21 protein-coding genes are annotated in these 24,633 nt (G+C 34.1%); 15 read left to right on the top strand and 6 right to left on the bottom strand.

Annotated elements, in window-relative coordinates; translation table 11 throughout:
- The first annotated feature begins 284 nt into the window (after positions 1–284).
- Positions 285–449, top strand: a complete 165-nt coding sequence (locus HYN56_RS24995; RefSeq protein WP_167398265.1) for a hypothetical protein — start codon at positions 285–287, stop codon at positions 447–449.
- Positions 425–769, top strand: coding sequence for a type II toxin-antitoxin system RelE/ParE family toxin (locus HYN56_RS02950; RefSeq protein WP_109190811.1), 345 nt, complete (start codon positions 425–427; stop codon positions 767–769). Before HYN56_RS24995 ends, HYN56_RS02950 begins: the two co-directional genes overlap by 25 nt.
- Here the strand turns inward: HYN56_RS02950 and HYN56_RS02955 are convergent.
- On the bottom strand, positions 750–1,367 hold the full coding sequence (locus tag HYN56_RS02955; RefSeq protein ID WP_109190812.1) for a thioredoxin family protein: 618 nt from the start codon (positions 1,365–1,367) through the stop codon (positions 750–752). The genes HYN56_RS02950 and HYN56_RS02955 overlap by 20 nt on opposite strands.
- Positions 1,368–1,757: 390 nt before the next feature.
- Between HYN56_RS02955 and pyrH the strand changes: the two genes are divergently transcribed.
- The 3 genes from pyrH (at position 1,758) to HYN56_RS02970 (ending at position 5,713) form a co-directional block, all read left to right on the top strand.
- On the top strand, positions 1,758–2,465 hold the full coding sequence (gene pyrH, locus HYN56_RS02960) for a UMP kinase (RefSeq protein ID WP_109190813.1): 708 nt from the start codon (positions 1,758–1,760) through the stop codon (positions 2,463–2,465).
- A gap of 70 nt (positions 2,466–2,535) precedes the next feature.
- A complete protein-coding gene (frr, locus tag HYN56_RS02965; RefSeq protein WP_109190814.1) occupies positions 2,536–3,099 on the top strand; it encodes a ribosome recycling factor in 564 nt (187 codons plus the stop codon).
- A 118-nt stretch (positions 3,100–3,217) separates the two neighbouring features.
- Complete coding sequence (locus HYN56_RS02970) at positions 3,218–5,713, top strand: DUF5686 family protein (RefSeq protein WP_109190815.1); 2,496 nt, start codon at positions 3,218–3,220, stop codon at positions 5,711–5,713.
- A 329-nt stretch (positions 5,714–6,042) separates the two neighbouring features.
- On the opposite strand, the gene HYN56_RS02975 is transcribed toward HYN56_RS02970, so the two are convergent.
- The 3 genes from HYN56_RS02975 to HYN56_RS02985 all read right to left on the bottom strand — a co-directional run bounded on the left by HYN56_RS02975 (position 6,043) and on the right by HYN56_RS02985 (position 9,870).
- On the bottom strand, positions 6,043–8,313 hold the full coding sequence (locus HYN56_RS02975; RefSeq protein ID WP_109190816.1) for a cation:proton antiporter: 2,271 nt from the start codon (positions 8,311–8,313) through the stop codon (positions 6,043–6,045).
- Between the two features lie 113 nt (positions 8,314–8,426).
- Positions 8,427–9,146, bottom strand: a complete 720-nt coding sequence (locus HYN56_RS02980) for a LytR/AlgR family response regulator transcription factor (RefSeq protein WP_109190817.1) — start codon at positions 9,144–9,146, stop codon at positions 8,427–8,429.
- Positions 9,109–9,870 (bottom strand): sensor histidine kinase, encoded by a 762-nt coding sequence (locus HYN56_RS02985; RefSeq protein WP_109190818.1) that lies wholly within the window; start codon positions 9,868–9,870, stop codon positions 9,109–9,111. Before HYN56_RS02985 ends, HYN56_RS02980 begins: the two co-directional genes overlap by 38 nt.
- Positions 9,871–10,142: 272 nt before the next feature.
- On the opposite strand from HYN56_RS02985, the gene HYN56_RS02990 reads away from it, so the two are divergent.
- The 4 genes from HYN56_RS02990 (at position 10,143) to rpoN (ending at position 16,546) form a co-directional block, all read left to right on the top strand.
- Positions 10,143–12,509: an efflux RND transporter permease subunit gene (locus HYN56_RS02990; RefSeq protein WP_109190819.1), complete on the top strand. Its 2,367-nt coding sequence runs from the start codon at positions 10,143–10,145 to the stop codon at positions 12,507–12,509.
- 384 nt (positions 12,510–12,893) lie between these two features.
- Positions 12,894–14,339: an asparagine--tRNA ligase gene (gene asnS / locus HYN56_RS02995; protein ID WP_109190820.1), complete on the top strand. Its 1,446-nt coding sequence runs from the start codon at positions 12,894–12,896 to the stop codon at positions 14,337–14,339.
- 192 nt (positions 14,340–14,531) lie between these two features.
- Positions 14,532–14,927 (top strand): GxxExxY protein, encoded by a 396-nt coding sequence (locus HYN56_RS03000; protein WP_109194704.1) that lies wholly within the window; start codon positions 14,532–14,534, stop codon positions 14,925–14,927.
- Between the two features lie 158 nt (positions 14,928–15,085).
- Complete coding sequence (gene rpoN, locus HYN56_RS03005) at positions 15,086–16,546, top strand: RNA polymerase factor sigma-54 (RefSeq protein WP_109194705.1); 1,461 nt, start codon at positions 15,086–15,088, stop codon at positions 16,544–16,546.
- A gap of 145 nt (positions 16,547–16,691) precedes the next feature.
- Here the strand turns inward: rpoN and HYN56_RS03010 are convergent, their stop codons facing one another.
- Both HYN56_RS03010 and HYN56_RS03015 read right to left on the bottom strand, forming a co-directional pair.
- On the bottom strand, positions 16,692–17,111 hold the full coding sequence (locus HYN56_RS03010; protein WP_109190821.1) for a hypothetical protein: 420 nt from the start codon (positions 17,109–17,111) through the stop codon (positions 16,692–16,694).
- A gap of 34 nt (positions 17,112–17,145) precedes the next feature.
- The gene (locus tag HYN56_RS03015) at positions 17,146–17,736 is read right to left on the bottom strand and encodes a thymidine kinase (RefSeq protein ID WP_109190822.1); all 591 of its coding nucleotides are present in this window, start codon (positions 17,734–17,736) and stop codon (positions 17,146–17,148) included.
- A 246-nt stretch (positions 17,737–17,982) separates the two neighbouring features.
- On the opposite strand from HYN56_RS03015, the gene HYN56_RS03020 reads away from it, so the two are divergent.
- The 6 genes from HYN56_RS03020 (at position 17,983) to HYN56_RS03045 (ending at position 24,493) form a co-directional block, all read left to right on the top strand.
- Positions 17,983–19,014, top strand: coding sequence for a hypothetical protein (locus HYN56_RS03020; protein ID WP_109190823.1), 1,032 nt, complete (start codon positions 17,983–17,985; stop codon positions 19,012–19,014).
- Between the two features lie 40 nt (positions 19,015–19,054).
- Complete coding sequence (rsmI, locus tag HYN56_RS03025; RefSeq protein ID WP_109190824.1) at positions 19,055–19,774, top strand: 16S rRNA (cytidine(1402)-2'-O)-methyltransferase; 720 nt, start codon at positions 19,055–19,057, stop codon at positions 19,772–19,774.
- Between the two features lie 149 nt (positions 19,775–19,923).
- Complete coding sequence (locus tag HYN56_RS03030; RefSeq protein ID WP_008465164.1) at positions 19,924–20,268, top strand: HopJ type III effector protein; 345 nt, start codon at positions 19,924–19,926, stop codon at positions 20,266–20,268.
- Positions 20,269–20,604: 336 nt separating this feature from the next.
- On the top strand, positions 20,605–22,308 hold the full coding sequence (recJ, locus tag HYN56_RS03035; RefSeq protein ID WP_109190825.1) for a single-stranded-DNA-specific exonuclease RecJ: 1,704 nt from the start codon (positions 20,605–20,607) through the stop codon (positions 22,306–22,308).
- Complete coding sequence (locus HYN56_RS03040) at positions 22,295–23,578, top strand: MFS transporter (RefSeq protein WP_109190826.1); 1,284 nt, start codon at positions 22,295–22,297, stop codon at positions 23,576–23,578. Before recJ ends, HYN56_RS03040 begins: the two co-directional genes overlap by 14 nt.
- Positions 23,579–24,493, top strand: a complete 915-nt coding sequence (locus tag HYN56_RS03045; RefSeq protein ID WP_109190827.1) for an alpha/beta fold hydrolase — start codon at positions 23,579–23,581, stop codon at positions 24,491–24,493. It abuts the gene before it with no gap.
- The last annotated feature ends 140 nt before the right edge of the window (positions 24,494–24,633 follow it).

Below are 24,633 nucleotides of genomic sequence, written 5' to 3' on the forward strand. Positions count from 1 at the left end.
AATAGTGCACTTTTAATTGTTAAACATTAAATTAAACACCAATAAAAAGAGTAAATCAGAAAGTTATAATAGAAGTGGGATTAGTATCACTAAGATACAAAATTCTAGACGAAATAAAAATTTAGAACCTATTATTTAACATCTTATTTGATTTATTACCAACACGTTATCAACAATTTCACAACGATTACTTTTCTAAAACAAATAGTCATTACAGGTCGCATTATTTGATAAGTCCTATTATTTAACAGTTCTTTTCAAATCTTTTTACTAACTTTACTTTTATGAAGACAAAAAAAAATAACTCTGACAATCTTGCGACCCCCGGAAAACCAATGTCTCAAAAAAAATTCACTTCAATGATTAAAGAAGCTGAAGAAGGAACTTTTTACACTTTGGAAGAATCTAAGAAGAATTTTGAAACATGGCGATTACAAAGAAAAAAGTAGTTACTTCTGCCCTTTTTGATTTTGTAGATCTACCCTTAATTCATGAATATGGAACTGAAACTTTCGGTATCAGACTTGCAGACGCTTTTATTGCCGAAATATACTCTTCTTTAGACACTTTATCAAAAGAATATTTAATCCATCCTGAATGTCGTCATCTAGTAACAAAAAGTAAAAAATATCGCAATATTATACTAGGCTCTTATCTGATTATATACCGTATAACTGAAATGCGAATCGAAGTTTTGAGAGCTTTTCATGGAAGTCGTTCTCCCAAAACTATCGCGAAAACAAAAAAAATCACAATCGATTATACTTAATATTCTCCATAATTTCAAGCAATTCTTCTTGTACAGAAATTCCTTTATCTGCCAAATACCACAACTGTAAATCGGTTTTTATTTTTTCATCAATTGGCCCAACTTCTCTTTTATGTGTCGCCATCAATTCAGATGCTCCTTTTGGTCTTGGTCCCCAATCTGCGCGAACAATTCCCGCTTCTTTGCAAATTATAATCACTTTCGGAATTGCTCTTCCGCCATTCGTTAAATATTGATTCATCAAATCGTCGTTTTCATCGCGAAGTGCAATTCTTAGATCAATTCTTTTGTTAGAAACATGAGCCATTTTATCTAAAACAGGAAGAATTTGTGCCGCATCACCGCACCAGCCTTCTGACAAAACTAACCAAATATAATGATTGTCCAGATTTTGAAGTTTCTCAGCGACTTCATCAGAAATTTTTATGGTTTTCTCCAGCCTGTTCATTCTCGCTTCATTCAATTTCGAATAGTTAGTCAAACTTTCTGACTGTTCATTTCCGGTTGATTTTCCTTCAGATAATAAATCGGTTACTAATTTTCGGTATTCTGCATAAGAATGACTATTGAATAATGCTTTGGCTACAGTACTTTTCATATTTGTTTATTTTTTGTTACAATAAAAATACAAAATTTAGAAAGATGCCGAAATGACATTTGTCACATTTAATAATTTGTTTGAGTTTCATTGAGTCGTAATTTGAAATGAGAATTTAACGCAAAGGACACAAAGAAATTTATCCCAAATGCTGAAATAGGAAATTATTAAGTTCGCAAAGCTTTGTGTTGAAAAAGCTTTGCGAACTTTTCTCTTCAAAGAGTATCTACACAAAATTCTTTGCGCTCTTTGCGATAAAAAACATCCCATTTCATTTTGCCTGTAAAAGGCTTTTTTAGCCTAAAATAGCATGTGCAATTAATTTTTTGCAAACATTATTTTTAAAAATCAGAATATGTCTATATTTGCACAAATTAACGCGACACACACATGAAATATAAAAGAATTCTTCTAAAACTTAGCGGCGAAGCCCTAATGGGTGATTTACAATATGGTATCGACCCGAAAAGATTAGCTGAATATGCCGACGAAATTAAGCAGATTCACGATAAAGGAGTAGAAATTGCAATTGTTATTGGAGGAGGAAATATATTTAGAGGAGTTGCCGGTGCAAGCTCTGGAATGGATAGAGTTCAAGGCGATTACATGGGAATGCTTGCTACCGTGATTAACGGAATGGCTTTACAAGGTGCTCTTGAAGACAAAGGAATGAAAACGCGTTTGCAGACGGCGCTAAAAATGGAATCTATTGCAGAACCATACATTAAAAGAAGAGCAGACCGTCACTTAGAAAAAGGCAGAATTGTAATTTTTGGTGCCGGAACCGGAAACCCATATTTCACAACGGATACAGCTGCTGTTTTAAGAGGAATCGAAATCAACGCTGATGTTATCTTAAAAGGGACACGTGTTGACGGAGTTTACGATTCTGACCCGGAGAAAAATGCATCTGCAGTAAAATTTGATTTCATCTCTTTTGATGATGTAATCAAAAAAGGATTAAATGTAATGGACACTACTGCATTTACTTTAAGTCAGGAAAACAAATTACCAATCGTAGTTTTCGATATGAACAAAATCGGAAACTTATTGAAAATCTGCCAAGGCGATAATATTGGAACTGTAGTAAATATATAGTCATCAGGAACAGTTTACAGTCACACGACTTTAACTGAAAACTGAAAATAAAACTGAAAACTAAAAAACAATGACTGAAGAAATAGATTTTATTTTAGAAAGTACTGAAGAATCAATGAATGGTACGATTTCACACTTAGAAAAAGAATTTCTAAATATTCGTGCAGGAAAAGCTTCTCCGGCTATGCTTGGAGGTGTATTTGTTGATTATTACGGATCTGCTACACCGCTTTCGCAAGTATCTAAAATCAGCGTTCCGGATGCGAGAACAATTACATTACAGCCATTTGAAAAAAATATGCTGCAGGCAATTGAAAAAGCTATTTTGATCGCTAACATTGGCTTTAACCCAATGAATAATGGTGACATGGTAATTATCAGCGTACCACCATTAACAGAAGAGCGTCGTCGTGATTTAGCAAAACAAGCAAAATCTGAGGCTGAAGATGCTAAAATTGGTATTCGTAATTCTCGTAAAGATGCTAATACGGACATCAAAAAATTAGAAAAAGAAGGAACTTCAGAAGACATCTGTAAATCTGCAGAAGAAGAAGTTCAGAACTTAACAAACTCTTACATCAAAAAAATCGATGAATTATTAGCTTTAAAAGAAGCTGAAATCATGAAAGTGTAATTAGTTTTGGAATAAAATAAAAAATCCGTCTGGTTTATTGTATCAGACGGATTTTTTTATTGCTATTTTTGCATACGAAAATTAAATTCTTTTCGTTTTTGAAACTATATCATTCTGTATGAAGCTATTTTGTTTTTTGACTTTGTTTTTTACGCTTACACTTCAGGCGCAAATTCAAATAAACGGAATCGTAACCGATTCAAATAACAAACCTCTTCCGTTTGCTACGATTACCACTTCAGAAAACAACAACACTATTACAGATGTTGATGGGAAATTTATCTTCAAAATCAGTGCATCAGCAAATACTTTAACGGTTTCTTATGTTGGTTTTCAGAAGAAAACTATCGCATTAATCAAAAACAAAACTTTTTATGCTGTTTCACTTGTACAACAGACAGATGATTTAAAAGAAGTTGTTGTTTCCAATGAAAATCCGGCTTTAACGATAATCCGAAAAGTGATTGCCAGCAAATGGCAAAATGATCCGCAGAAAAAACTCAGCAATTTCGAATACAAAACCTACAACAAGCTTATTGTTACGGCAAATCCGGATTCTATAGACGGTAGAATCGATTCTTCGGCATCTTATAAAGATTTAGATAAAAAAATAATCAATGTAGATTCTTCTGATTATAAGTTTAAAGAAATTGTAAGCAAACAGCATTTGTTTCAAACAGAAAAAGTTTCGCAGTATCAGTTTACAAACAACAAATTAAAAGAAACGGTTCTCGGAACTAAAATTGCAGGTTTTAAACAGCCGATTTATGAAGTTTTAGCGTTTAATCTTCAGTCGATTTCGATTTATGACTCGAAGTACGAATTATTTGAAACCAAATACGAAAACCCAATTTCAAATACAGCACCATCTAATTACAATTATAAATTATTAGATACGGTCAGCATCAAAGGACGTGACGCGTATATGATTTATTTCAAAAATAAGCAGAAACGAAGATCTTCCGGTTTAGAAGGTGTTTTATATATTGACAAAGAAAATTTTGCTGTCGCTAAAGCCGTAATGCGAATCAAAGGTGTTTTGGATATCAGCGGTATTCATGAATTTGAATATATTCCGAAAGAGAAAATCTGGTTCCAAAGCAACACGACTTTTAAGATTGTAAAAGGAAAGAATGATGATGATATTAGAATTCTTGGCGGAACGATTCAATTTGACGGCGATGTTGAAGAAAATTTTGAACCAAGAAAAAAAGTGGCATCAGATTTCACTTATCTGCTTTCTGAAAGTAATAGCTTTGATGTTCGTTTCAACACCAACAATCCGGTAAAAAACCCTTCGCTTTATATCGAAATTAAAGACGATGCTGCTAAAAAACCAGAAAGTTTCTGGGAAGCCTACCGAAAAGAAAATCTGGATTTAAAAAGCCAAAAAACATATCAATTACTGGACAGTATTTCTGTCAGTAACCGAATTGAAAAACGTCTCGGAATTGGCCGAAAAATCATTAATGGTTTTTATCCAATCGGACCTGTTGACCTGGATTTAAAAAAGATTATCAGTTATAATAATTACGAAGGTTTTCGTCTTGGTCTTGGTGGAATAACAAATGACCGTTTATCCAAAAATTTCCGCATTGAAGGTTATACTGCATACGGAACAAAAGATGGTGCTTTTAAATACAGTTTAGGAGCAGGTGTTTTATTGGATAAATACACCAATACCTGGTTTAACGGATATTATACAGATGACGTTCGTGAGATTGCAAGTACTGTTTTTGCCGTTGACAAACGTGTTTTTAAAATTTATGATCCACGCCCAATTAACATTAGTACTTTTTATGAATATACGGGATGGCGCGGTAATATCCAAACCAAAATTATTCCGAAGACAGAAGCTGTTTTAGAATTTTCAAGAAATTACATTGAACCAAAATTTGATTATTTATTTAATCATGATGGAAAATTGTATTCGAGTTATACGATGACTACTGCGATGCTGTCTATTGTTTGGGCACCTTTCAGCGATTTTATGCAGACTCCGACAGGAAGAAATGAATCAGAAAAAAGGTTTCCTAGATTTACTTTTCAGTACACGCAATCTTTGCCGAATGTATTTGACAATGATTTTACTTTCAGCAAAATTGATTTTAAAGCTGAATACGAAAAGAAATACCTGAATCGTCAGAAAACGAGTTTACTTTTACAGGCAGGTTTAGCAATGGGAGATGTGCCGATTACACATTTATACAATACTTCTCCGAATAATTTAACCAAAGAAACGATTGTTCAACGTATCACCTTTTCAGGAAGAAACGCTTTTGAAACCATGTTTTTTAATGAATTTTTCTCAAGCCAATATTTAATGTTCCAGATTAAACATGGTTTTGATCGTATTACGATTTTCAAAAAAATAAGACCTTCATTAGTTATCGTTTCCAGAATGGCCTGGGGTGACATGGAAAAACCGGAACAGCATGTTGGTCCGTCTTATAAAACACTTGAAAGAGGATTCTACGAATCCGGATTAGAATTAAACAAAATCTACAAAGGTTTTGGTTTGGCTGGTTTCTATCGTTACGGACCCAATCAGTTATTGAAATTTGAAGATAATATTGCGGTTAAGATTTCGTATGTTCTTGATTTAGGACTTTAAAGGATTAAATTCCAATTTTTTGAAATTGCTTCACCTGTTCGCTATCGCTCGAGTCCAAATTCCAATTTAAATTTCAATTTTAACGCAACGTTTGTGTCATCCTGACGAAGGAAGGATCGCACTAGAAACTCTGCATGCAAAATCGCCAATCTTTGTCGATTCCCGAGTGTGATCCTTCGTGCCTCAGGATGACAAAACAAACGAAATTCACGTAAAAAAACTTTGTCAAAGTTTAAAACTTTGACAAAGTTCTGCTTGAAAAAAAAATCCCAAACTCCAATAAGAAAATTGGAATTTGGGATTTTATTTTTTTTTGGAGTTTCTAAAATCTATGGTTTAAGAATCAAAACCGAAGGCGTATTATTCAGCCAAGTGCTTTGAGACTCAATTAGTTTTTTCCAGCTGTCAAGACTAATAATCATTAAATCCTGGCCATCCAGAAACTCTTTCTTTATAGTTCTGTCATTCATAATCATAATGTGATTTGGGGCAATCTGTTCTATAGATCGGATGGTTTCCTGAATCTCGCGAGTGCTTTTTACTTCACCGCTGGCATCCAGAACCGTGATCTGCGAACCATTATTATTGATTAATTTTTTAGCATAATCTATTAAAAAAGCATCTTCTTTACTAAAAACCGGAATGAAAACCTGATTGATTTCTTCTAAATCTTTATCAATTAAAATACCCACCGGCATTTTAGTTTTTGCCAAAATATGACGGGTTCTTTCATCAAATGGATTATTTTCAAACAAACCTTCTTTTCCGGTAAACTTATCAATCAAACGATCCGGATTTACAATTCGTGTTGTAAAACCAAGGATTTTTCCAAGCAAAGTTCCATCAAAAATAGATTGTCCTAAACCAATCAGCAATAAATCATATTCTCCATGATTTGCTGAATCAATAATATCGGTATCAATATCATTTGAAACTTTAAAAAGACTCACCACTTTTTGATTCAATCGATTGGATTCTTCGACAACCGGAATCAGCATTTTTTTCTCATGATCTTTCACGTCAAAAGAGTGAATTTCTGTACTCAATGACAAATGCATTGCTGTTACAATCGAATTATCCGGCTGTTTTTTAACCAAACTGTTGGCAATCTGAAGCAGTTTTTTTCCTCTTTCCGGCGTAGCAAACGAAAGCAGAATTTTATATTTACTCTTACTTCCTATTTCTTCCGGTACAGCCGTTTCTTTATCTTTAAAAATAAATCCGATAAAATCTAAAGCCGGGCCAGTCATAAAAGTCGTAACCAAAGCCATAATTACCATCATCGTAAAAATCTCTGTAGATAAAACTCCAAGATCGTAACCGATATTCAGAACAACAAGTTCCATCAAACCACGTGTGTTCATTAATGCTCCAATGGCCAAACTATCTTTCCAGCTTTGTCCGACAAATTTCGCTGCCAAAGCACTACCGAAAAATTTACCAGCTACAGCAACAGCAATAATTAAACCTGTAATTTTCCATAATTCGGGATCATTTAACAAACCAATTTGTGTACGTAAACCAGTAAATACAAAGAATAATGGCAATAAAACGATAATGGCTACATCTTCTACTTTTTCAATAAATATGTTTCTAAATTTATTGTTTTCGGGCATAATTGCTCCTGCCAAGAAAGCTCCAAATAAAGCATGAATTCCGATTAATTCTGCTGCATAAGCAGAAACCAAAAGTGTAATAAAGAAAATCGCAACAACTGGTTTATTTAGACTTTCGCGCGTTGCATTTAAATCGCCTACACGTTTCAGGAAAGGACGAACGATTTTTAACATTATAATTACATATAAAATCGCTAAACCAATTACATACAATGAACTTGTAAATGAACCTGCCTTTACAATTGCAATTACAACAGCAAGAATACACCATGCAGTAATATCATCTGCGGCTGCGCAAGTGATCGCAATGGTTCCCAATTTTGTTTTCTGCATGCCACGTTCCTGAACTATCCTCGCCAAAACAGGAAAAGCCGTAATACTCATGGCAATTCCCATAAATAATCCGAAAGAAGAAAACTCGACACCAATTGGGGCAAAAGTATGGTAGATAAAATAAGCCAGCGTTAATCCTAAAGCAAACGGAATTACAATACTGGCGTGGCTGATTACAACCGCATCATGAGCTTTGTTTTTTAGTACCTTAAGATCCAATTCCATTCCGATAACAAACATGAAAAGAATTAAACCAATCTGACTTAAAAATTGTAAGTTTCCTAAAGATTCTTTTGGAAATAAAGCGGCTGAAAATTCAGGAAAATACATTCCGACCAAAGAAGGTCCAAGAACAATACCTGCAATCATTTCTCCAATTACAGATGGCTGGCCAATTTTTCTGAAAAACCATCCAAACAAACGTGCTACTAAAATAATAGTAACAATCTGAGCCAATAGAATAGCTAATGGATGCTGTAAATTATGAACCATGGAATCCAGGAAGTCATTCCAATGATTGCTTTCGATTTGTTTTTTTACGATGTTGCGCCCCACTTCTAATGCGGCACCTTTTGAAATTACCCAATATATCAACGCCGTAAAACCACCGATAATTGTAATGTAAAATACAGAGTTTTTAATGTTATTCATAACTCGTTCTTTTGATTTATTGCCGCAAATATCAGAACTGAGTTTTAAGTGAAAAAGCAAATTACAAGCTAATTTTCAATGTATGTAACAAGTCCGAAAAACTTTGTAATAAGTTATAATTTTACCTTTTTTAAAAAATCAGAACGATACGTTTCACTCAGGATTAAGGCCGTATTTTTATTATTTTCTTCTAAATGATGCAATACAATTTCGTTGTGATTGAAGAACTTTATCGCTTTTACAGCCACAATTTCTTTTTTGTTAATTCTACAAAAATCGGCATCAGGCAATTCATGTAAAAGGGTGTCGAATTTTACGTTTTTTAAGTTCATAAAACTTCCATCTGTCAGCAAAACTGTTTTATCGCGACTGTCACTTGCAGCTGTTGTGATGTATTGAATTTTATTAAAATACAAAAGTGTTTTCCCTTTATCAGTATTCAGTTGCATGAACTTTCTGGAATTATCCGATTTCTCAAAACGTTCAAAAGCTTTTGTAATGGCTTTTTGAAGACGTTCCAGTTTTACCGGTTTTGTGATATAATCTACCGCATCGATATTAAAAGCATCGGCAGCATAATCTTTATAAGCTGTACAGAAAATCACCAATTTATTTTCGAGCATTTCGGCCAGATGCAAGCCATCCATTCCCGGCATTTCGATGTCAGAAATTAAGAGATCGAAATCCAGATCCGGAATATCAGACAAAAGTTTCTCAGGATTATTAAATGTTTTGACGATTTCCAGTTCCGGAATTTGTTCGCAAAGCATTTTCAAATAAGTCAATCCCGGAAGCTCATCGTCCAGAAGCAAGCATTTCAGTTTTGTATTCAAGTAAATCTATTTTTAAATGGGCAATATAAATGTCGTTTTCTATAAACTTATCGAGTTTGAAATTATTCTTGTAAATAATTCGAAGACGATGTTCTAATGTCGCGTGTCCAAAACCGCTTCTCTCCTTTTTCAGTACTTTTTTATCGGAGATTTTATTGGAAACCGTCATAAAAAAAGCATTGTCTTTGAATTCAAAAACAACCGAAATAAAAGCATCTGCACTTTGAAGATCGGCGTGTTTAAAAGCATTCTCTATTAAATCAATAGAAATCAACGGAGCTAATAAGGGCTGATCGTATAATTTATCGTCTTCGTTTATATTCGTTTTAATCTTCAATTCGAAAAGCGGACTGATTTTAATTTTATTGATTTCAATTAGATTCAGTGCAAAATTGATTTCTTCTTTTGCCGTCACAAATTTCTTTTTGCTTTCGTACAAAATATAATCCAGCACATTGGCTAGTTTGTCTAATGCGAAATAAGTCTGATAAGCATGTGACTGAATCGAATTTAAAATATTCTTAAACAAATGCGGATTAAGTTTTGACTCTAAATTCTCTAACTGAAGATCATTTACTTTTACTTCCAGCGCATAAAAACTCTTTTCGGCATCTTCTTTTGCTTTTTTGGCCTGCATCAATTGATAAATCATAAAACAAATGATGACAATCAGCAAAAAAAGAATCGCTAAAAAAATAAAAGTAGTAGTGTTGTTATCCTGCATTGTGATTGTTGTTTTTGTCTTTTGGCATCTTAAAATTCTTCCCTCCGAATTAAATTATCGAAGTTTTTTAATCAATCGAAGTTATAAAAATTATTTTTCATGATTTTAAATTCATGCAAAGATGAGAAAAGCTATCGATTAAATACTAAAAATGAATTGTATTATCATAAACAATAAACTTTCAAATTTGTGTTAACGTTAAGTAAAATACAGTGGTTAATTTATGATTTCGAGCACTTTTCACTACATTTGCATCCATTTTTAAAGAATATATGAAAAACGCTGTCCAAGTCGGATTTTGGGAAAAACTGGCCCGAATTATACTTAAAAACAGAATAACAATTTTAGTTATTCTTTCCCTGTTAACTATTTTCCTTGGTTATCAATGGAAAAACCTGTCTATGACTTATACCGAAGCCAACTTGCTTCCAAAAGATCATATTGCAAATAAAGAATATCAAAAATTCCTGGATAAGTTTGGTGAAGAAGGAAACCTTATTGTTATTGGTTTTAAAGATCCTAAATTTTTTACTCCAAAAAATTATGCAGCCTGGACCGAATTGATGAACGGTCTGAAAAAAGCGAAAGAAGTAGATTTAGTGATTTCTTTAAATGATTTAAAGAAACTGGAAAAAGATACGGTAAATCAAAAATTCGTTTTAGCACCATTTATTGAAGAAAGTAAAGCACTTGATCCAGCTTATTTAAAAAGTGTTCAGTATGATTTGTTTCATAATCTTCCTTTTTACGAAGGGCTTTTATTTAACAAAGAAAGCGGGAGTGTACGTTCTGCTATTTACATGAACAAAGCTCTGGTAAATACGGCTGAAAGAAAAACTTTTATCTTAAATGATTTAGTTCCGAAAATCGATAAATTCGAAAAAACTACCGGAATTGATCTTAAAGTTTCAGGAATGCCATACATCCGTACGATTAATGCGGATAATATGAAAGGCGAAATTGGACTTTTTATTGGAGCTTCTTTATTGACGGTTTCTTTGATTTTCTTTTTCTTTTTCCGTTCGTTCAGAGCTACATTTATTTCGATTTGTATTTTAATTGTCGGTGTAACCTGGTCGTTTGGAACGCTTGGATTATTTGGTTATAAAATCACGATTTTAACGGCTATTATTCCGCCGCTGATTATTGTAATCGGAATTACCAACTGTATTTTCCTGATTAATAAATACCAGCAGGAAATCAAGATTCATAATAATCAGGCAAAAGCTTTACAGCGTGTTATTTCGAAAATCGGTTCTTCGACTTTGATGACCAATTTAACGGCTGCGATTGGTTTTGCAACTTTGATGATTACAGGAAACGAATTGCTTTTTGAATTTGGTTTGGTAACTTCTATCAACGTGCTTTCTGTTTATACTCTGACACTTTTTATCGTGCCAATTATCTACAGTTTTATGCCATTGCCAAAAGCAAAACATTTATATCACTTAGACAAAACTTATATCTCAACTTTACTGAATACGGTTGCAACGGTTGTAAAAGGAAAAAAGACCATCGTTTACATTATTTATGCAGTCCTTTTTGTGGTAAGTTTAAATGGAGTAAGACAAATGAAAGTGTCGGGAAGTTTGATTGGTGAAATGCCGAAAAGTGCTTCTTTCTTTAAAGATATTTTATTTTACGAAAAAGAATTTAACGGAGTTATGCCGCTGGAAATCATGATTGATACCAAAAAGAAAAAAGGTGTCATGAAGCCGGCTACGATTCGTAAAATGGATGAATTGCAAAATACCATTTCTGAAATTCCAGAATTGGCAAAACCGGTTTCAGTTGTCAATTTGGTTAAATATGCCAAACAAGCTTTCTACAACGGAAACCCTGAATATTACCAATTGCCAACTTCTCAGGAACAGACTTTTATTTTAGGTTATGCTAAAAATGCAACCAAAAACAGCAAAGAAAATCTAATGAAAGCTTACGTTGATTCGACTGGACAATATGCGAGAATCACGACTTTCATGAAAGATATCGGAACAGATGAAATGGCAAAAGTAGAAGGAAAACTCCGCACAAAAATTGATGAAATTTTCCCGAAAGACCGTTACGAAGTTACGATTACCGGAAAAGCATTGGTTTTCCAAAAAGGAACAACTTATCTGGCGCATAACTTAATCGAATCTTTATTGTTTGCAATTGCAACTATTGCAATTTTGATGCTGTATTTATTCCGTTCGTTCAAAATGGTAGCAGCTTCTTTGATTACGAATATTTTACCGCTTTGTATTACTTCCGGATTAATGGGTTATTTCGGAATTCCGTTAAAACCTTCAACGATTTTGGTATTCAGTATCGCTTTCGGAATCTCGGTTGATAATGCAATTCAGTTTATGGCGAAATACAAAGATGAATTAATTCAAAATAGAGGAAAAGTAAAAAAATCTGTTTTCAGCGCTTTAAGAGAAACCGGAGTAAGTACATTCTACACTTCTATCGTTTTGATTTTAGGTTTTGCGACTTTTACTTTATCAAGTTTCAGCGGCACAATTGCTTTAGGAGGATTAATTTCCTGTACTTTGGTTTTTGCGATGTTTGCTAACTTGGTGGTTTTACCATCATTAGTTTTAACTTTTGAGAAGAAGAAAACTAAGAAAGAGGAATTGGAGAATTTGGAAAAGTAGTTTTTGTTTGCCACGAATTTCTCGAATTTGCACTAATTTAAAAAACATAAATCTTTGTAAAAGTTTTGAACTTTGACAAAGATTAACGCACAGTTTGTCATTCCGAGGAACGAGGAATCTCACTCGGAAATCGACAAAGATTGGCGACTTACTTTACGGAAATACTCGTGTGATTTCTCCTTCGTCGAAATGACAAAAAAGAGGCAAAAAACTTCTTTTGAAACCGAATACCCTAGCCCCGATCGAAGCGGCATCCTTTCTATTTTTTCTTTAAAAATAGAAAGATATAGCGAAGAGCGGGAAACAGCTTCAAAAATTAATTATTATCGATTATATTTGCAGTTGTTCAAAACGAATATTATTTAATATCAATTATATATAAAAATGAAACACACAAAAGTTAGAGACTTATTAAACAGTACGACGACGTTACAGGAAGTGAATGCAAAAGGTTGGGTGAGAACTTTTAGAAATAATCAGTTCATCGCGCTTAATGACGGTTCTACAATTAATAATATACAATGTGTTGTTGATTTTGAAAATACACCAGAAGAAACTTTAAAAAGAATTACAACCGGAGCTTCGGTTTCTGTAATTGGAACTTTGGTTGAAAGTAAAGGTGCAGGTCAGAAATACGAGATTCAGGTTACGAAATTGGAAATCCTTGGAGATTCGGATGCGGAGAAATTTCCAATGCAACCTAAAAAACACTCTTTAGAATTTTTACGTGAAAATGCTCACTTGCGTGTACGTACAAATGCTTTTGGAGCGATTATGCGTGTGCGTTCGGTATTGTCTTATGCGGTTCACAAATATTTTCAGGACAAAGGTTTCGTTTATGTAAACACGCCAATTATCACTGGAGCTGATGCTGAAGGTGCAGGAGAAATGTTCCAGGTTACTTCATTGCCATTGGATAATCTTCCAAAAAATGAAGAAGGAAACATTGATTTCAAAAAAGATTTCTTTGGAAAACATACCAACTTAACGGTTTCTGGACAATTAGAAGGTGAAACTTTTGCTATGGCTTTGGGTCAGATTTATACTTTTGGACCAACTTTTAGAGCAGAAAACTCAAACACTTCTCGTCACTTGGCAGAATTCTGGATGATTGAGCCTGAAGTTGCTTTCAACGACTTGGATGACAACATGGATTTGGCTGAAGATTTTATTCAGTACGTAATTAAATATGCTTTAGACAACTGTAAAGACGATTTAAAATTCTTAGAAGGAAGACTTTTAGAAGAAGAAAAATCAAAACCACAGGCTGAAAGAAGCGAAATGGCATTGTTAGAGAAATTGAACTTCGTATTGGAGAACAACTTCAAACGTGTTTCTTATACAGAAGCAATTGACATTTTAAGAGATTCAACTCCAAATAAAAAGAAGAAATTCCAGTATTTAATCAACGAATGGGGAGCTGATTTACAGTCGGAACACGAACGTTTCCTGGTTGAAAAACACTTTAAATGTCCGGTAATTTTATACGATTACCCGGCAAACATCAAAGCGTTTTACATGCGTTTGAACGACAATACTGAACCAGGAAGAGAAACAGTTCGTGCAATGGACATCCTTTTCCCAGGAATCGGAGAAATCGTTGGTGGTTCTGAAAGAGAAGAGCGTTACGATGTTCTGGTTGAGAAAATGGAAAAACTTGGAATTGACAAAGAAGAATTATACTGGTATTTAGACACCAGAAGATTTGGATCAGCAACTCACGCAGGTTTCGGTTTAGGATTTGAGCGTTTGGTATTGTTTGTAACTGGAATGACAAACATCAGAGACGTAATTCCTTTCCCAAGAACTCCTGGTAGCGCGGAATTCTAGTAAGTTTTGCCACGAAGGCACTAAGACGCTAAGTTTATTTTTAAACTAACTAAATTAAAGACTCAAAAAAAAATTAAAATAATACCACGAAGACGCAAATTCACAAGTATTATTTTATTGTTTGATAAAGATTTAAAAACTTTCAAAAAAACTTTGTGCCTTAGTGCCTTCGTGGCAAAACCAAAAAAATATATGCTCTCTGAAAGAACGGAAGAAATTGGAAAAATAATTGTAAACTCAGCATTTAAGGTTCATAAACAACTTGGACCTGGATTATTAGAAAGAGTTTATGAAGCTTGTCTAGCTCACGAAATTGCTAAAGCCGGTCTTGATGTAAAACGTCAAGTTGACATTCCAATCGTGTATGACGGAATTGAATTTAGCGAAGGCTTAAGATTAGATTTACTGATTGAAGATTCTATAATTATAGAAATAAAAGCAGTTGAGCAAATGAATCCAGTTTGGGAAGCACAAATTATTAGTCAGTTAAAATTGCTGAATAAAGATTTAGGCTTTTTAATTAATTTCAATGTTCCGTTGATAAAGAGCGGTATCAGAAGATTTATAAATACGAAAAAAGTATTTTGAAACTCTCAGTAAAATTAGAACGCAAACAAAAATTTGTGTCTTAACGCCCAGTATTAAAATAAAAAAAATTGTGTCTTAGTGCCTTTGTGGCAAGACACAAAAAAACAAATAAAACTTTGTGCCTTCGCGCCTTAGTGGCAAAAAATAGCGCCTTAACTATGCTCAAGCAATTTTTAAATTTAAAATTATCCCAAAAATTATCTCCACAGCAAATTCAGCTGATGAAGTTAATTCAATTGCCTACGCAAGCTTTTGAACAGCGTTTATTAGAAGAAATGAACGAAAATCCGGCTCTTGAAGCTGGTAAAGAAGACGATTACGAAGCCGATGAATTTGCCAATGAAGACTACGACGATTATGATGATGCAGAATCTGACAGAATCGAAGCAGACGACATCAACATTGACGAATATCTAAGCGACGACGATACGCCTGATTACAAAACTCAGGTTAATAATTATAGTGATGACGAAGAGCGCGAAACACCTTTTGCTGCTCCAATCAGTTTTCATCAGGACTTAATCAATCAGCTGAATACTTTTATTTTGAATGATGAAGAGCGAGAAATCGCTGAATTCCTTGTTGGAAGTATTGATGATATGGGTTATATCCGCAGAAGCATTCCGGACATTGTAGACGACATGGCTTTTACTCAGGGAATTTATACTGATGAAGCAATGGTCGAAAAAATGATGACGGTAATTCATGAATTAGAACCATCTGGAGTTGGTGCGCGCGACTTGCAGGAATGTTTATTATTGCAATTAAAGCACAAAACGCCAACCGAATATGTTGATTTAGCGATTGATATTATCGAGAATCAGTTTGACGCTTTTACGAAGAAACATTACGACAAATTATTACAGAAATACAGCGTTTCGAACGAACAGCTTAAAAAGGCAATTCACGAAATTGAAAGATTAAACCCAAAACCGGGCGGTTCTTTTGCAGGAAATAATAAAGTTACAGAAAATGTAGTTCCGGATTTTGCAATCAGAATTGTTGACGGCGAACTGGAATTGACTTTAAACGGACGTAACGCTCCTTCTCTGCACGTTTCGAAAGATTATCAGGAAATGATGCAGACCTATAAAGAATCTAAAGATAAATCGACTGCGCAGAAAGATGCGGTTCAGTTTATCAAACAAAAACTGGATTCGGCAAAATGGTTTATCGATGCGATTAGACAACGTCAGGAAACTCTTTTTGTGACAATGAATGCGATTATGCATTACCAGGAAGAATATTTCTTAGATGGCGACGAAACCAAACTAAAACCAATGATCTTAAAAGACATTGCGGATATGGTTGGTTTGGATATTTCAACGATTTCACGTGTGGCAAACAGTAAGTATGTTGAAACACCTTACGGAACAAAACTGATTAAAGAATTCTTCTCTGAAGCGATGAAAAATGATCAGGGAGAAGATGTTTCGACTTTAGAAATCAAAAAGATTCTTAAAAATACCATTGAGGAAGAAGACAAAAAGAAACCGCTTCCAGATGATCAATTGGCCGAAATTCTAAAAGAAAAAGGGTATCCAATTGCAAGAAGAACAATTGCTAAATATCGTGAACAATTAGATATTCCGGTTGCGAGAATGAGAAAGAAGATTTAAGATTATGTTTCCAGATATACCAAACCTAACAGGTTTTAAAAACCTGTTAGGTTTTTTTTATACCCTATAAAATCATCCCCATAAACAAGAAACCCGACAAGTTTCAGAAACCTGTCGGGTTTAACAACGTCTTTAAAACGTAAAATTATTTATACTGATCCGGCAATATTTTTATAGCAAACAAAAACACTTTCTTTCTATCACTATAACTATAATTCAGCGTATAATCATTATCTCTAAAAACCTGAAGTCCCGGATTTGATTTTGCAGTACTTAATAGACTCTTTTCAATTTCTTCCTTAATTACGTTCGTTTCAGCAGTTTCTTGAACTACATTTATTAAAGTCAAATTGTATTGAACTGTTCTTTCTTCAATTAAGCTGACACTGTCTAAACGAATTCCTTGCTGAATAGTCAGCGGACAGTTTTTATTATATTTTGCAACTAATTCTGTTATTTCGGTATTTGTTTCTTCTGCTTCTTCAGAAAGAAAAAATTGAAAATAAACAGCCACAGCAAGCGCAACTCCAATAACAACCAACAATAAAATATTAGATTTTCTCATGTTTCGTTTGGTTAACAAGATTTAAACCGGAAAATTATTTTTCCTGATTTTTTTTCATCGCTTTAAAATACGCTGCACGGCTAAGAGGTTCGTATTCTTCTGTTTCTCCCAGCATTACCAGTTTATCATTATCTGTTTTTCTAAAACTGTAATGAGCTAAATTTCCTGTTCTGGTACAAACCGCATGTACTTTGGTTACATATTCTGCCGTTGCCATAAGTCCCGGCATTGGTCCAAACGGATTTCCTTTAAAATCCATATCCAGACCCGCGACTATCACACGAATTCCCTGATTAGCAAGATCATTACAAACTGTGATAATCTCATCATCAAAAAACTGTGCTTCATCAATTCCGATTACATCACAGCCTTGTGCTAAAATTAAAATATTAGCAGCTGCTGGAACTGGTGTAGAACGAATCTCATTAGAATCGTGAGACACTACCATTTCATCATGATAACGGGTATCGATAGCGGGTTTGAAGATTTCAACTCTTTGTTTGGCAAATTGCGCACGCTTTAATCTGCGGATCAACTCCTCGGTCTTACCCGAAAACATTGATCCACAAATAACTTCAATCCACCCAAATTGTTCTTTGTGATTTACTGTATTTTCGAGAAACATTTTGTATTTTTCAGCCTTTTAAAATGAATAAGTTTTTATTACTTTGTACTGGTAATAAATTGACGTAAAAATGTGCTGTTTTACATTTTTTCAAAAGTAGAAAATTTTTATCAAAACGGAGATCAGCGATCGCTTATTAACAGAAATAAAAAATATCTTTAAAAGATCTCCCGAATTTATTTAAGAATAAAGACATTCAGACATTAAATACACTAAAATACCTTAGTCACTATAATTTCAACAGTTATGAAAAAAAAATTGGAAGCCGATTTAATCAGCATTGCACATCGAATTTTAAAGCTTAAAAACAAATCCGATATCAATCAATTGTATCTTGAAACTCAGAAATTATATGAAAAATTAGCGGTATTAAAATTTGTAGAAGAAAATTTCGACGCTGCAAAACCAACTATTGGACAAGCTGATATCACTGACGAATTGGAAACTATTTTCAATAAAGAAGAAGAAATAATTCCTGCTGTAATTGAACCTGAAGCGGAAATTAAAGAAGAAACTCCCGCTGCAGAAGAAGTTATTTTACTTGAAGAAACCGCTGAACCTGAAATAATTGAAGAAGAAGCACCAGAGATTATTGAAGCGGCTGAACCAGTAATTGAAGAAACTGTTGAAGAAACTCCTGAACCAATTGTAGCTGAAATTATTGAAGCGGAAGCGGAAAAAGAAATTGAAAACACAGAAGAAGTTAACAACACCGTTGATGAACTTTCCTTTACAACTGTAAACGATTTAAAACCAATTCCTGATTTCAAACCTGCTTTTGAGCTGGACACACAAGAAATCAAAGAAGAAGTTAAAGAAGAACCAAAAGCAGAATCGACGGCTATACCAACTATATTATTTGAAGATTTTGGTGTTAATTATGCCGATGCCCAATTTGTAAAAGTAGATAGTTTTGAAGCTGTTCCTCCCGTTAAAACACCTTCTATTACTGATTTCAAAGAAGAGAAAAAAGAAGAGAAAAAAGTAGAAACGGCCATTCTCGATACTCCTGCTCAACCAAAAGCGGTGAGTTTAAATGAAAAACTGGCTCGAGGTTTTCATATCGATTTAAATGACAGAATTGCTTTTACCAAAAATCTTTTCGGAAATAGTACAGAAGATTACAGCCGCGTTTTAAACCAATTAATGACTTTTGATTCTTATAGTGAAGCTAAAGAATTTATTGAAAATATGGTAAAACCGGATTATAATAATTGGGACGGAAAAGAAGATTATGCCGAGCGTTTTATGGGAATTATCGAGAAGAAATTCGCTTAATCCTCTCACATTTTACACCTTACATTTCACATAAAAAAATATGTCAAAATTATATATCGTTCCAACGCCAATTGGCAATCTTGAAGACATGACTTTCAGAGCCATTCGGGTTTTGAAAGAAGTCGATTTGATTTTGGCTGAAGATACCCGAACAAGCGGAAAACTCTTAAAGCATTTTGAAATTGGCACGCACATGCACAGCCATCATATGCACAATGAGCATAAAACCACCGAAAATTTAATTGCAAGATTAAAAGCAGGAGAAACTATCGCTTTGATTTCAGATGCCGGAACTCCTGCAATTTCAGATCCGGGTTTTTTATTGACTCGTGCTTGTGTCGAAAACAAAATTGAAGTCGAATGTCTTCCAGGCGCAACAGCTTTTGTTCCTGCCTTAGTAAACAGCGGGCTCCCAAATGATAAATTTGTTTTTGAAGGTTTCCTGCCTGATAAAAAAGGACGGCAGACAAGATTTTTGGCTTTAGCCGAAGAAACCCGAACGATGATTTTATACGTTTCACCACATAAACTCGTTAAAACTTTAGCTGAATTTGTACAATATTTTGGAGAAGATCGTCAAGTTTGTGTTTCGAGAGAATTATCAAAATTACATGAAGAAAATGTACGCGGAACGGCAAAAGAGGTTTTAGCACATTTTGAAAAAACAGCACCGCGAGGCGAAATCGTAGTGGTCGTTGCCGGAAAAACAATAACCAAAGAACCTAAGAAAAGTAAGTTTTCTAAGGGTGATGAAGAATAAATAATTATTTCAGCCACAGATTAAAAGGATTATTAAAGATAAAAAAGGTTCGCCACAAATTTAATTAGTGGAAATCCGTGTAATTCGTGGCAAAAAAAATCATTTTAATCCTTTTAATCTGTGGCAAAAAAAAACTAATACACAACAACATGAGCATACAAGCCTTTTTAGAAAAAGTAAAACAAACTCCAACTCAAATCACATTTCCTGAAACTATTGCTGTAATCGAAGAAAATTACAACTTTACACCAACTGCCTTTCAAAACGGAACACAACATAATGCAGCCGGAGAAAATTCTGGTTCTTGTAAATTATTTTCTTTTGCAAAACTTCAGAATTTAAGCAAAGAAGAAACTTTAGCTTGTTTTGGAGCTTTTTATTTTGAAGAAGTTTTAGGCGATCCAAACGGAACAAATCACCAAAACATTAGAAATTTCATCAACTTAGGTTGGGATGGAATTCAGTTTGAAGGGAATGCTTTAGAAGCAAAATAATTTTAGATTGAAGAGTGTAGATTTTAGATTGCTGAAATCTACATGCTAAAAACTTTGTCAAAGCTTGAAACAGAATATCTCTACCGTTTCCGACAACCATCGGCAATGCGCAAAAATAAACACATAGAAACATAGATTTCTTTGTTTATGAATAAAAGAAATTAGAAAGAAACTAGTTTCTAACACATAGAGCTATGTGAATTTATGTAAGTGAAACGCCTTTTTAAGTTTCCAATAAACTATGTTTCTATGTGTTTAAAAAAAATTACCAATCAGATTAAACGATTTTAGAAATCTGCAATCTAAAATCAATAATCTAAAATCCAAAATCAACCCATGCGTTGGACCTTAAAACCAAAACCTGCTGAAGATAAAATCAAACGTTTGGCAGAAGCTTTAAATGTTGAAGATTTTGTAGCAACACTTTTGATTCAGCGCGGCATTGAAACTTTTGAAGATGCCAAAAATTTCTTTCGTCCATCTTTAGAACATCTGCACGATCCATATTTGATGAAAGATATGGACAAAGCAGTAGCACGAATCGAATTGGCAATCGAAAATCAGGAAAATATTTTGGTTTTCGGTGATTATGATGTGGATGGAACAACTGCTGTTTCTTTGGTTTCTTCTTATTTAAAATCACATTATCCTCATATTGCCACTTATATTCCTGATCGTTACGATGAAGGTTACGGAATATCCTACAAAGGAATTGACTACGCAGACGACAACGGAATTTCCTTAATTATTGCTTTGGACTGCGGTATCAAATCGATTGATCATATCGCTTACGCGAAAGCGAAAAACATCGATTTTATTATCTGCGACCACCACAGACCAGGAGAATTTCTACCTGATGCAATTGCCGTTTTAGATCCGAAAAGAGAAGACTGCTCCTACCCTTACGACGAATTATGTGGTTGTGGCGTTGGCTTTAAATTGATTCAGGCTTTAGGTCAAAATCGAAATGAAACTATTGAAGATTTAGTTCCGTATTTGGATTTAGTCGCTACAGCAATTGCAGCAGATATTGTTCCGATAACAGGCGAAAATCGAGTTTTGGCTTATTTCGGATTGAAAGTCATCAACAGCGAACCAAGACCAGGAATTAAAGCTTTGACTCATCAAGTAAAAAAGAAAGTTTTAGATATTACGGATGTTGTTTTTATTATTTCTCCCAGAATTAATGCTGCGGGAAGAATCAAACACGGAAATCACGCCGTTGAACTTTTAACCGAATTTGATTTTGAACAAGCACAACAATTCGCTTCAGAAATTGAACAATACAATGCTGACCGAAAAGATTTAGACAAAAAAATCACCAAAGAAGCTTTTCAGCAGATTTTGCAAAACAATGAAGAAGAACGTTTTTCGACAGTTGTTTTTCAGGAAGACTGGCACAAAGGTGTTATCGGAATTGTGGCTTCAAGATTAATCGAAACCTATTATCGTCCGACTTTGGTTTTTACTAAAAGCGGCGACAAATATGCTGCTTCTGCCCGATCTGTAAAAGGATTTGATGTTTACAATGCACTCGATGCATGTTCAGAACATTTGGAACAATTTGGAGGACATATGTATGCCGCAGGAATGACTTTAAAAGCCGAAAATTATCAGCTTTTTAAAGAAGCTTTTGAGAAATGCGTTCAAGAAACCATTCAACCTGAAATGCGTACTCCGGAAATCGAAATTGATGCCGAAATAAATTTTTCTGATATAACACCAAAACTGATTCGGATTTTAAAGCAATTTGAACCTTTTGGCCCTCAAAATATGACCCCCGTTTTTATGACTAAGAATGTAAAAGATACTGGTTATGCTAAAACTCTAGGTGCAGAAGAAGAACATTTAAGACTATTCGCAAAACAATATAATTCCGACGGAATTGCCGCAATTGGCTTTGGACTCGGAAAAAAACTAAACATAACACAAAATCAAAATCTGTTTCAATTGGCTTACACCATTGCCGAAAATGAATGGAACGGAACTATTTCAACACAGCTTATGCTGAAAGACATTAGAACAAATGGAAGAGATTAAATCCAATAAACCTGACCCGTATCAGGCACTGCGTTACAGAGAATTCAACGTATTTTTATTACTGCGCTTTGCAATGGTTTTTGCCTGGTCGATGCAGTTCATTGTAATTGAGTGGGAAGTTTACAGTTTAACTAAAAGCAAGCTTTCTTTAGGAATTATAGGTTTAATGGAAGTTATTCCAGCCATAGGAATGGCTTTGTTCGCCGGACATATTGTAGATCAAAGAGAAAAGAAAGGATTATTGGTAAAATGTATTTTAGGCTTTTCAGTAGTTAGTTTTGGCTTATTTTTACTGACCTGGCCCAAAATAGTTGGAGGTTTATCTTCAGATGTAATCTTGTATTCTATTTACGCTTTAGTCTTTTTTGGAGGTTTGGTTCGCGCCTTTCTTGGTCCAACCATTTTTTCACTTCTATCGTTGATTATTCCTAAAAAAGTATATCCAAATGCTGCAACTTGGAGTAGTTCGGTTTGGCAGGTTGGCGCTGTAATGGGACCGGCGCTGGCAGGATTTTCAATCAACTGGATTGGCGTGCATTGGTCAATGTGTCTGGTATTCGGATTCTCCATTCTTTCTTTAATTGCCTTATCACAAATCAGTAAAAAACCAATCTTAAATCCAAAAATTGGAGAATCTATAAAAGACAGCCTTACTGAAGGGTTGACTTTTGTTTTTAAAAATCAAATTATTTTAGGTGCTCTATCGCTTGATATGATTGCAGTACTTTTTGGAGGCGCTGTAGCGCTATTACCCGTTTTTGCTCAAGATATTCTAAAAGTAGGTTCTGAAGGTTTTGGAATTTTAAGAGCCGCTCCTGCAGTAGGATCTTTTATTACAGTACTCGCTTCTGCTTATGTACCACTAAATAAAAATGCAGGAAAAAAACTTTTAGTCGCTATATTTGTTTTTGGGTTATCCATTATCCTATTTGGGTTATCAACCTATTTTTGGCTTTCTGTTTTTGCTTTATTTTTAAGCGGATTGGCAGACGGAATTTCTGTCGTAATTCGTCAAACCATTTTACAGCTTAAAACTCCAGATCATATGCGTGGTCGTGTGGGTGCAGTAAACTCCATTTTTGTAGGATCTTCAAATGAACTTGGTGCTTTTGAAAGTGGCGCAACTGCCCAATTAATGGGAACAGTAACGTCTGTCGTCTTTGGAGGAAGTATTACACTTTTGACTGTAATTTTCACTGCATTAAAATCGCCAACCTTTAGAAATTTAGATTTAAAAAGGGATATGGAAGAGCATAATAAATTAGAATAAATGAAATTTCTATCTCTTTTTCTATTTTTAATAATATCACTTTTCGCAAAAGGACAGAATCTTTACATCAAAACTTACGGAAACGAGAATAATAAACCTGTAATTTTTATTCACGGTGGTCCAAGCGGAAACGCGACTTTGTTTGAAGGAACAACTGCTCAAAATCTTGCTGATCAAGGTTTTTATGTTATTGCTTACGATCGTCGTGGCGAAGGAAGATCTAAAGATCCGAATGCCACTTTTACTTATGAAGAAGCTTTTCAGGATTTAAACTCAATTTATTCAAAATACCATTTAAAAAAGGCTGTTTTGCTTAGTCATAGTTTTGGCGGTTTAGTGGCGACACTTTATACCAGCAAATATCCTCAGAATGTAACCGCTTTGGTTTTGGCCGGCGCTTTATTTTCGCAGCAGGAAACTTATGATCACATCTTAAATTCTATAAAGAAAGTACACGACGGCAATTCTAAAACACTAAACAAAATAGCTTACGTAGAAAAACTGGATAAAAATTCTGCCGAATACAGAAAACACTGCTTTGATTTGGCAAGTGATGAAAATTACTTTAAAATGCCAAAACCCACTGCAAAATCTAAAAAACTATATACTGATTATGAAAAAGGAGAATTCTACAAAACCAATGTTCGGAACAAAAATGCGCCTTTGCTTTTTTATCAAAACGAAAAACAAAATAATATCGACAGCCGACCTTTATTAAAAAAAATCAAAGCTGAAGGAGTTCCCATTTTGGCTATTTATGGAAAAGATGACGGCATTTTTTCATCGGCACAAATTCAATCTATAAAAGATATTGCTGGTGTAAATCATTTTGCTTTTCTGGACAATTGTTCGCATTATCTTTTTGTAGATCAACAGAAAGAATTTCTTTCTAATATAAAGAAATGGCTTAAATAACTTTTTTAAACCATATAAGTAATATAAGTTCATGTAATATTGAAATTTATGAATCAGCCTTCAGTTAAAATGGAAGGCTTTTTTTATTATTCAATACTTCTCAAAATAAAAATCTCTTTAATATGAACTTATATTACTTA

This window comes from Flavobacterium crocinum, from assembly GCF_003122385.1.
Classification (GTDB): domain Bacteria; phylum Bacteroidota; class Bacteroidia; order Flavobacteriales; family Flavobacteriaceae; genus Flavobacterium; species Flavobacterium crocinum.

Coding starts and splice junctions, on each gene's coding strand:
- HYN56_RS24995 (WP_167398265.1), top strand. CDS start 285: ATGAAGACAAAAAAAAATAACTCTGACAATCTTGCGACCCCCGGAAAA.
- HYN56_RS02950 (WP_109190811.1), top strand. CDS start 425: ATGGCGATTACAAAGAAAAAAGTAGTTACTTCTGCCCTTTTTGATTTT.
- HYN56_RS02955 (WP_109190812.1), bottom strand. CDS start 1,367: ATGAAAAGTACTGTAGCCAAAGCATTATTCAATAGTCATTCTTATGCA.
- pyrH (WP_109190813.1), top strand. CDS start 1,758: ATGAAATATAAAAGAATTCTTCTAAAACTTAGCGGCGAAGCCCTAATG.
- frr (WP_109190814.1), top strand. CDS start 2,536: ATGACTGAAGAAATAGATTTTATTTTAGAAAGTACTGAAGAATCAATG.
- HYN56_RS02970 (WP_109190815.1), top strand. CDS start 3,218: ATGAAGCTATTTTGTTTTTTGACTTTGTTTTTTACGCTTACACTTCAG.
- HYN56_RS02975 (WP_109190816.1), bottom strand. CDS start 8,313: ATGAATAACATTAAAAACTCTGTATTTTACATTACAATTATCGGTGGT.
- HYN56_RS02985 (WP_109190818.1), bottom strand. CDS start 9,870: ATGCAGGATAACAACACTACTACTTTTATTTTTTTAGCGATTCTTTTT.
- HYN56_RS02990 (WP_109190819.1), top strand. CDS start 10,143: ATGAAAAACGCTGTCCAAGTCGGATTTTGGGAAAAACTGGCCCGAATT.
- asnS (WP_109190820.1), top strand. CDS start 12,894: ATGAAACACACAAAAGTTAGAGACTTATTAAACAGTACGACGACGTTA.
- HYN56_RS03000 (WP_109194704.1), top strand. CDS start 14,532: ATGCTCTCTGAAAGAACGGAAGAAATTGGAAAAATAATTGTAAACTCA.
- rpoN (WP_109194705.1), top strand. CDS start 15,086: ATGCTCAAGCAATTTTTAAATTTAAAATTATCCCAAAAATTATCTCCA.
- HYN56_RS03010 (WP_109190821.1), bottom strand. CDS start 17,111: ATGAGAAAATCTAATATTTTATTGTTGGTTGTTATTGGAGTTGCGCTT.
- HYN56_RS03015 (WP_109190822.1), bottom strand. CDS start 17,736: ATGTTTCTCGAAAATACAGTAAATCACAAAGAACAATTTGGGTGGATT.
- HYN56_RS03020 (WP_109190823.1), top strand. CDS start 17,983: ATGAAAAAAAAATTGGAAGCCGATTTAATCAGCATTGCACATCGAATT.
- rsmI (WP_109190824.1), top strand. CDS start 19,055: ATGTCAAAATTATATATCGTTCCAACGCCAATTGGCAATCTTGAAGAC.
- HYN56_RS03030 (WP_008465164.1), top strand. CDS start 19,924: ATGAGCATACAAGCCTTTTTAGAAAAAGTAAAACAAACTCCAACTCAA.
- recJ (WP_109190825.1), top strand. CDS start 20,605: ATGCGTTGGACCTTAAAACCAAAACCTGCTGAAGATAAAATCAAACGT.
- HYN56_RS03040 (WP_109190826.1), top strand. CDS start 22,295: ATGGAAGAGATTAAATCCAATAAACCTGACCCGTATCAGGCACTGCGT.
- HYN56_RS03045 (WP_109190827.1), top strand. CDS start 23,579: ATGAAATTTCTATCTCTTTTTCTATTTTTAATAATATCACTTTTCGCA.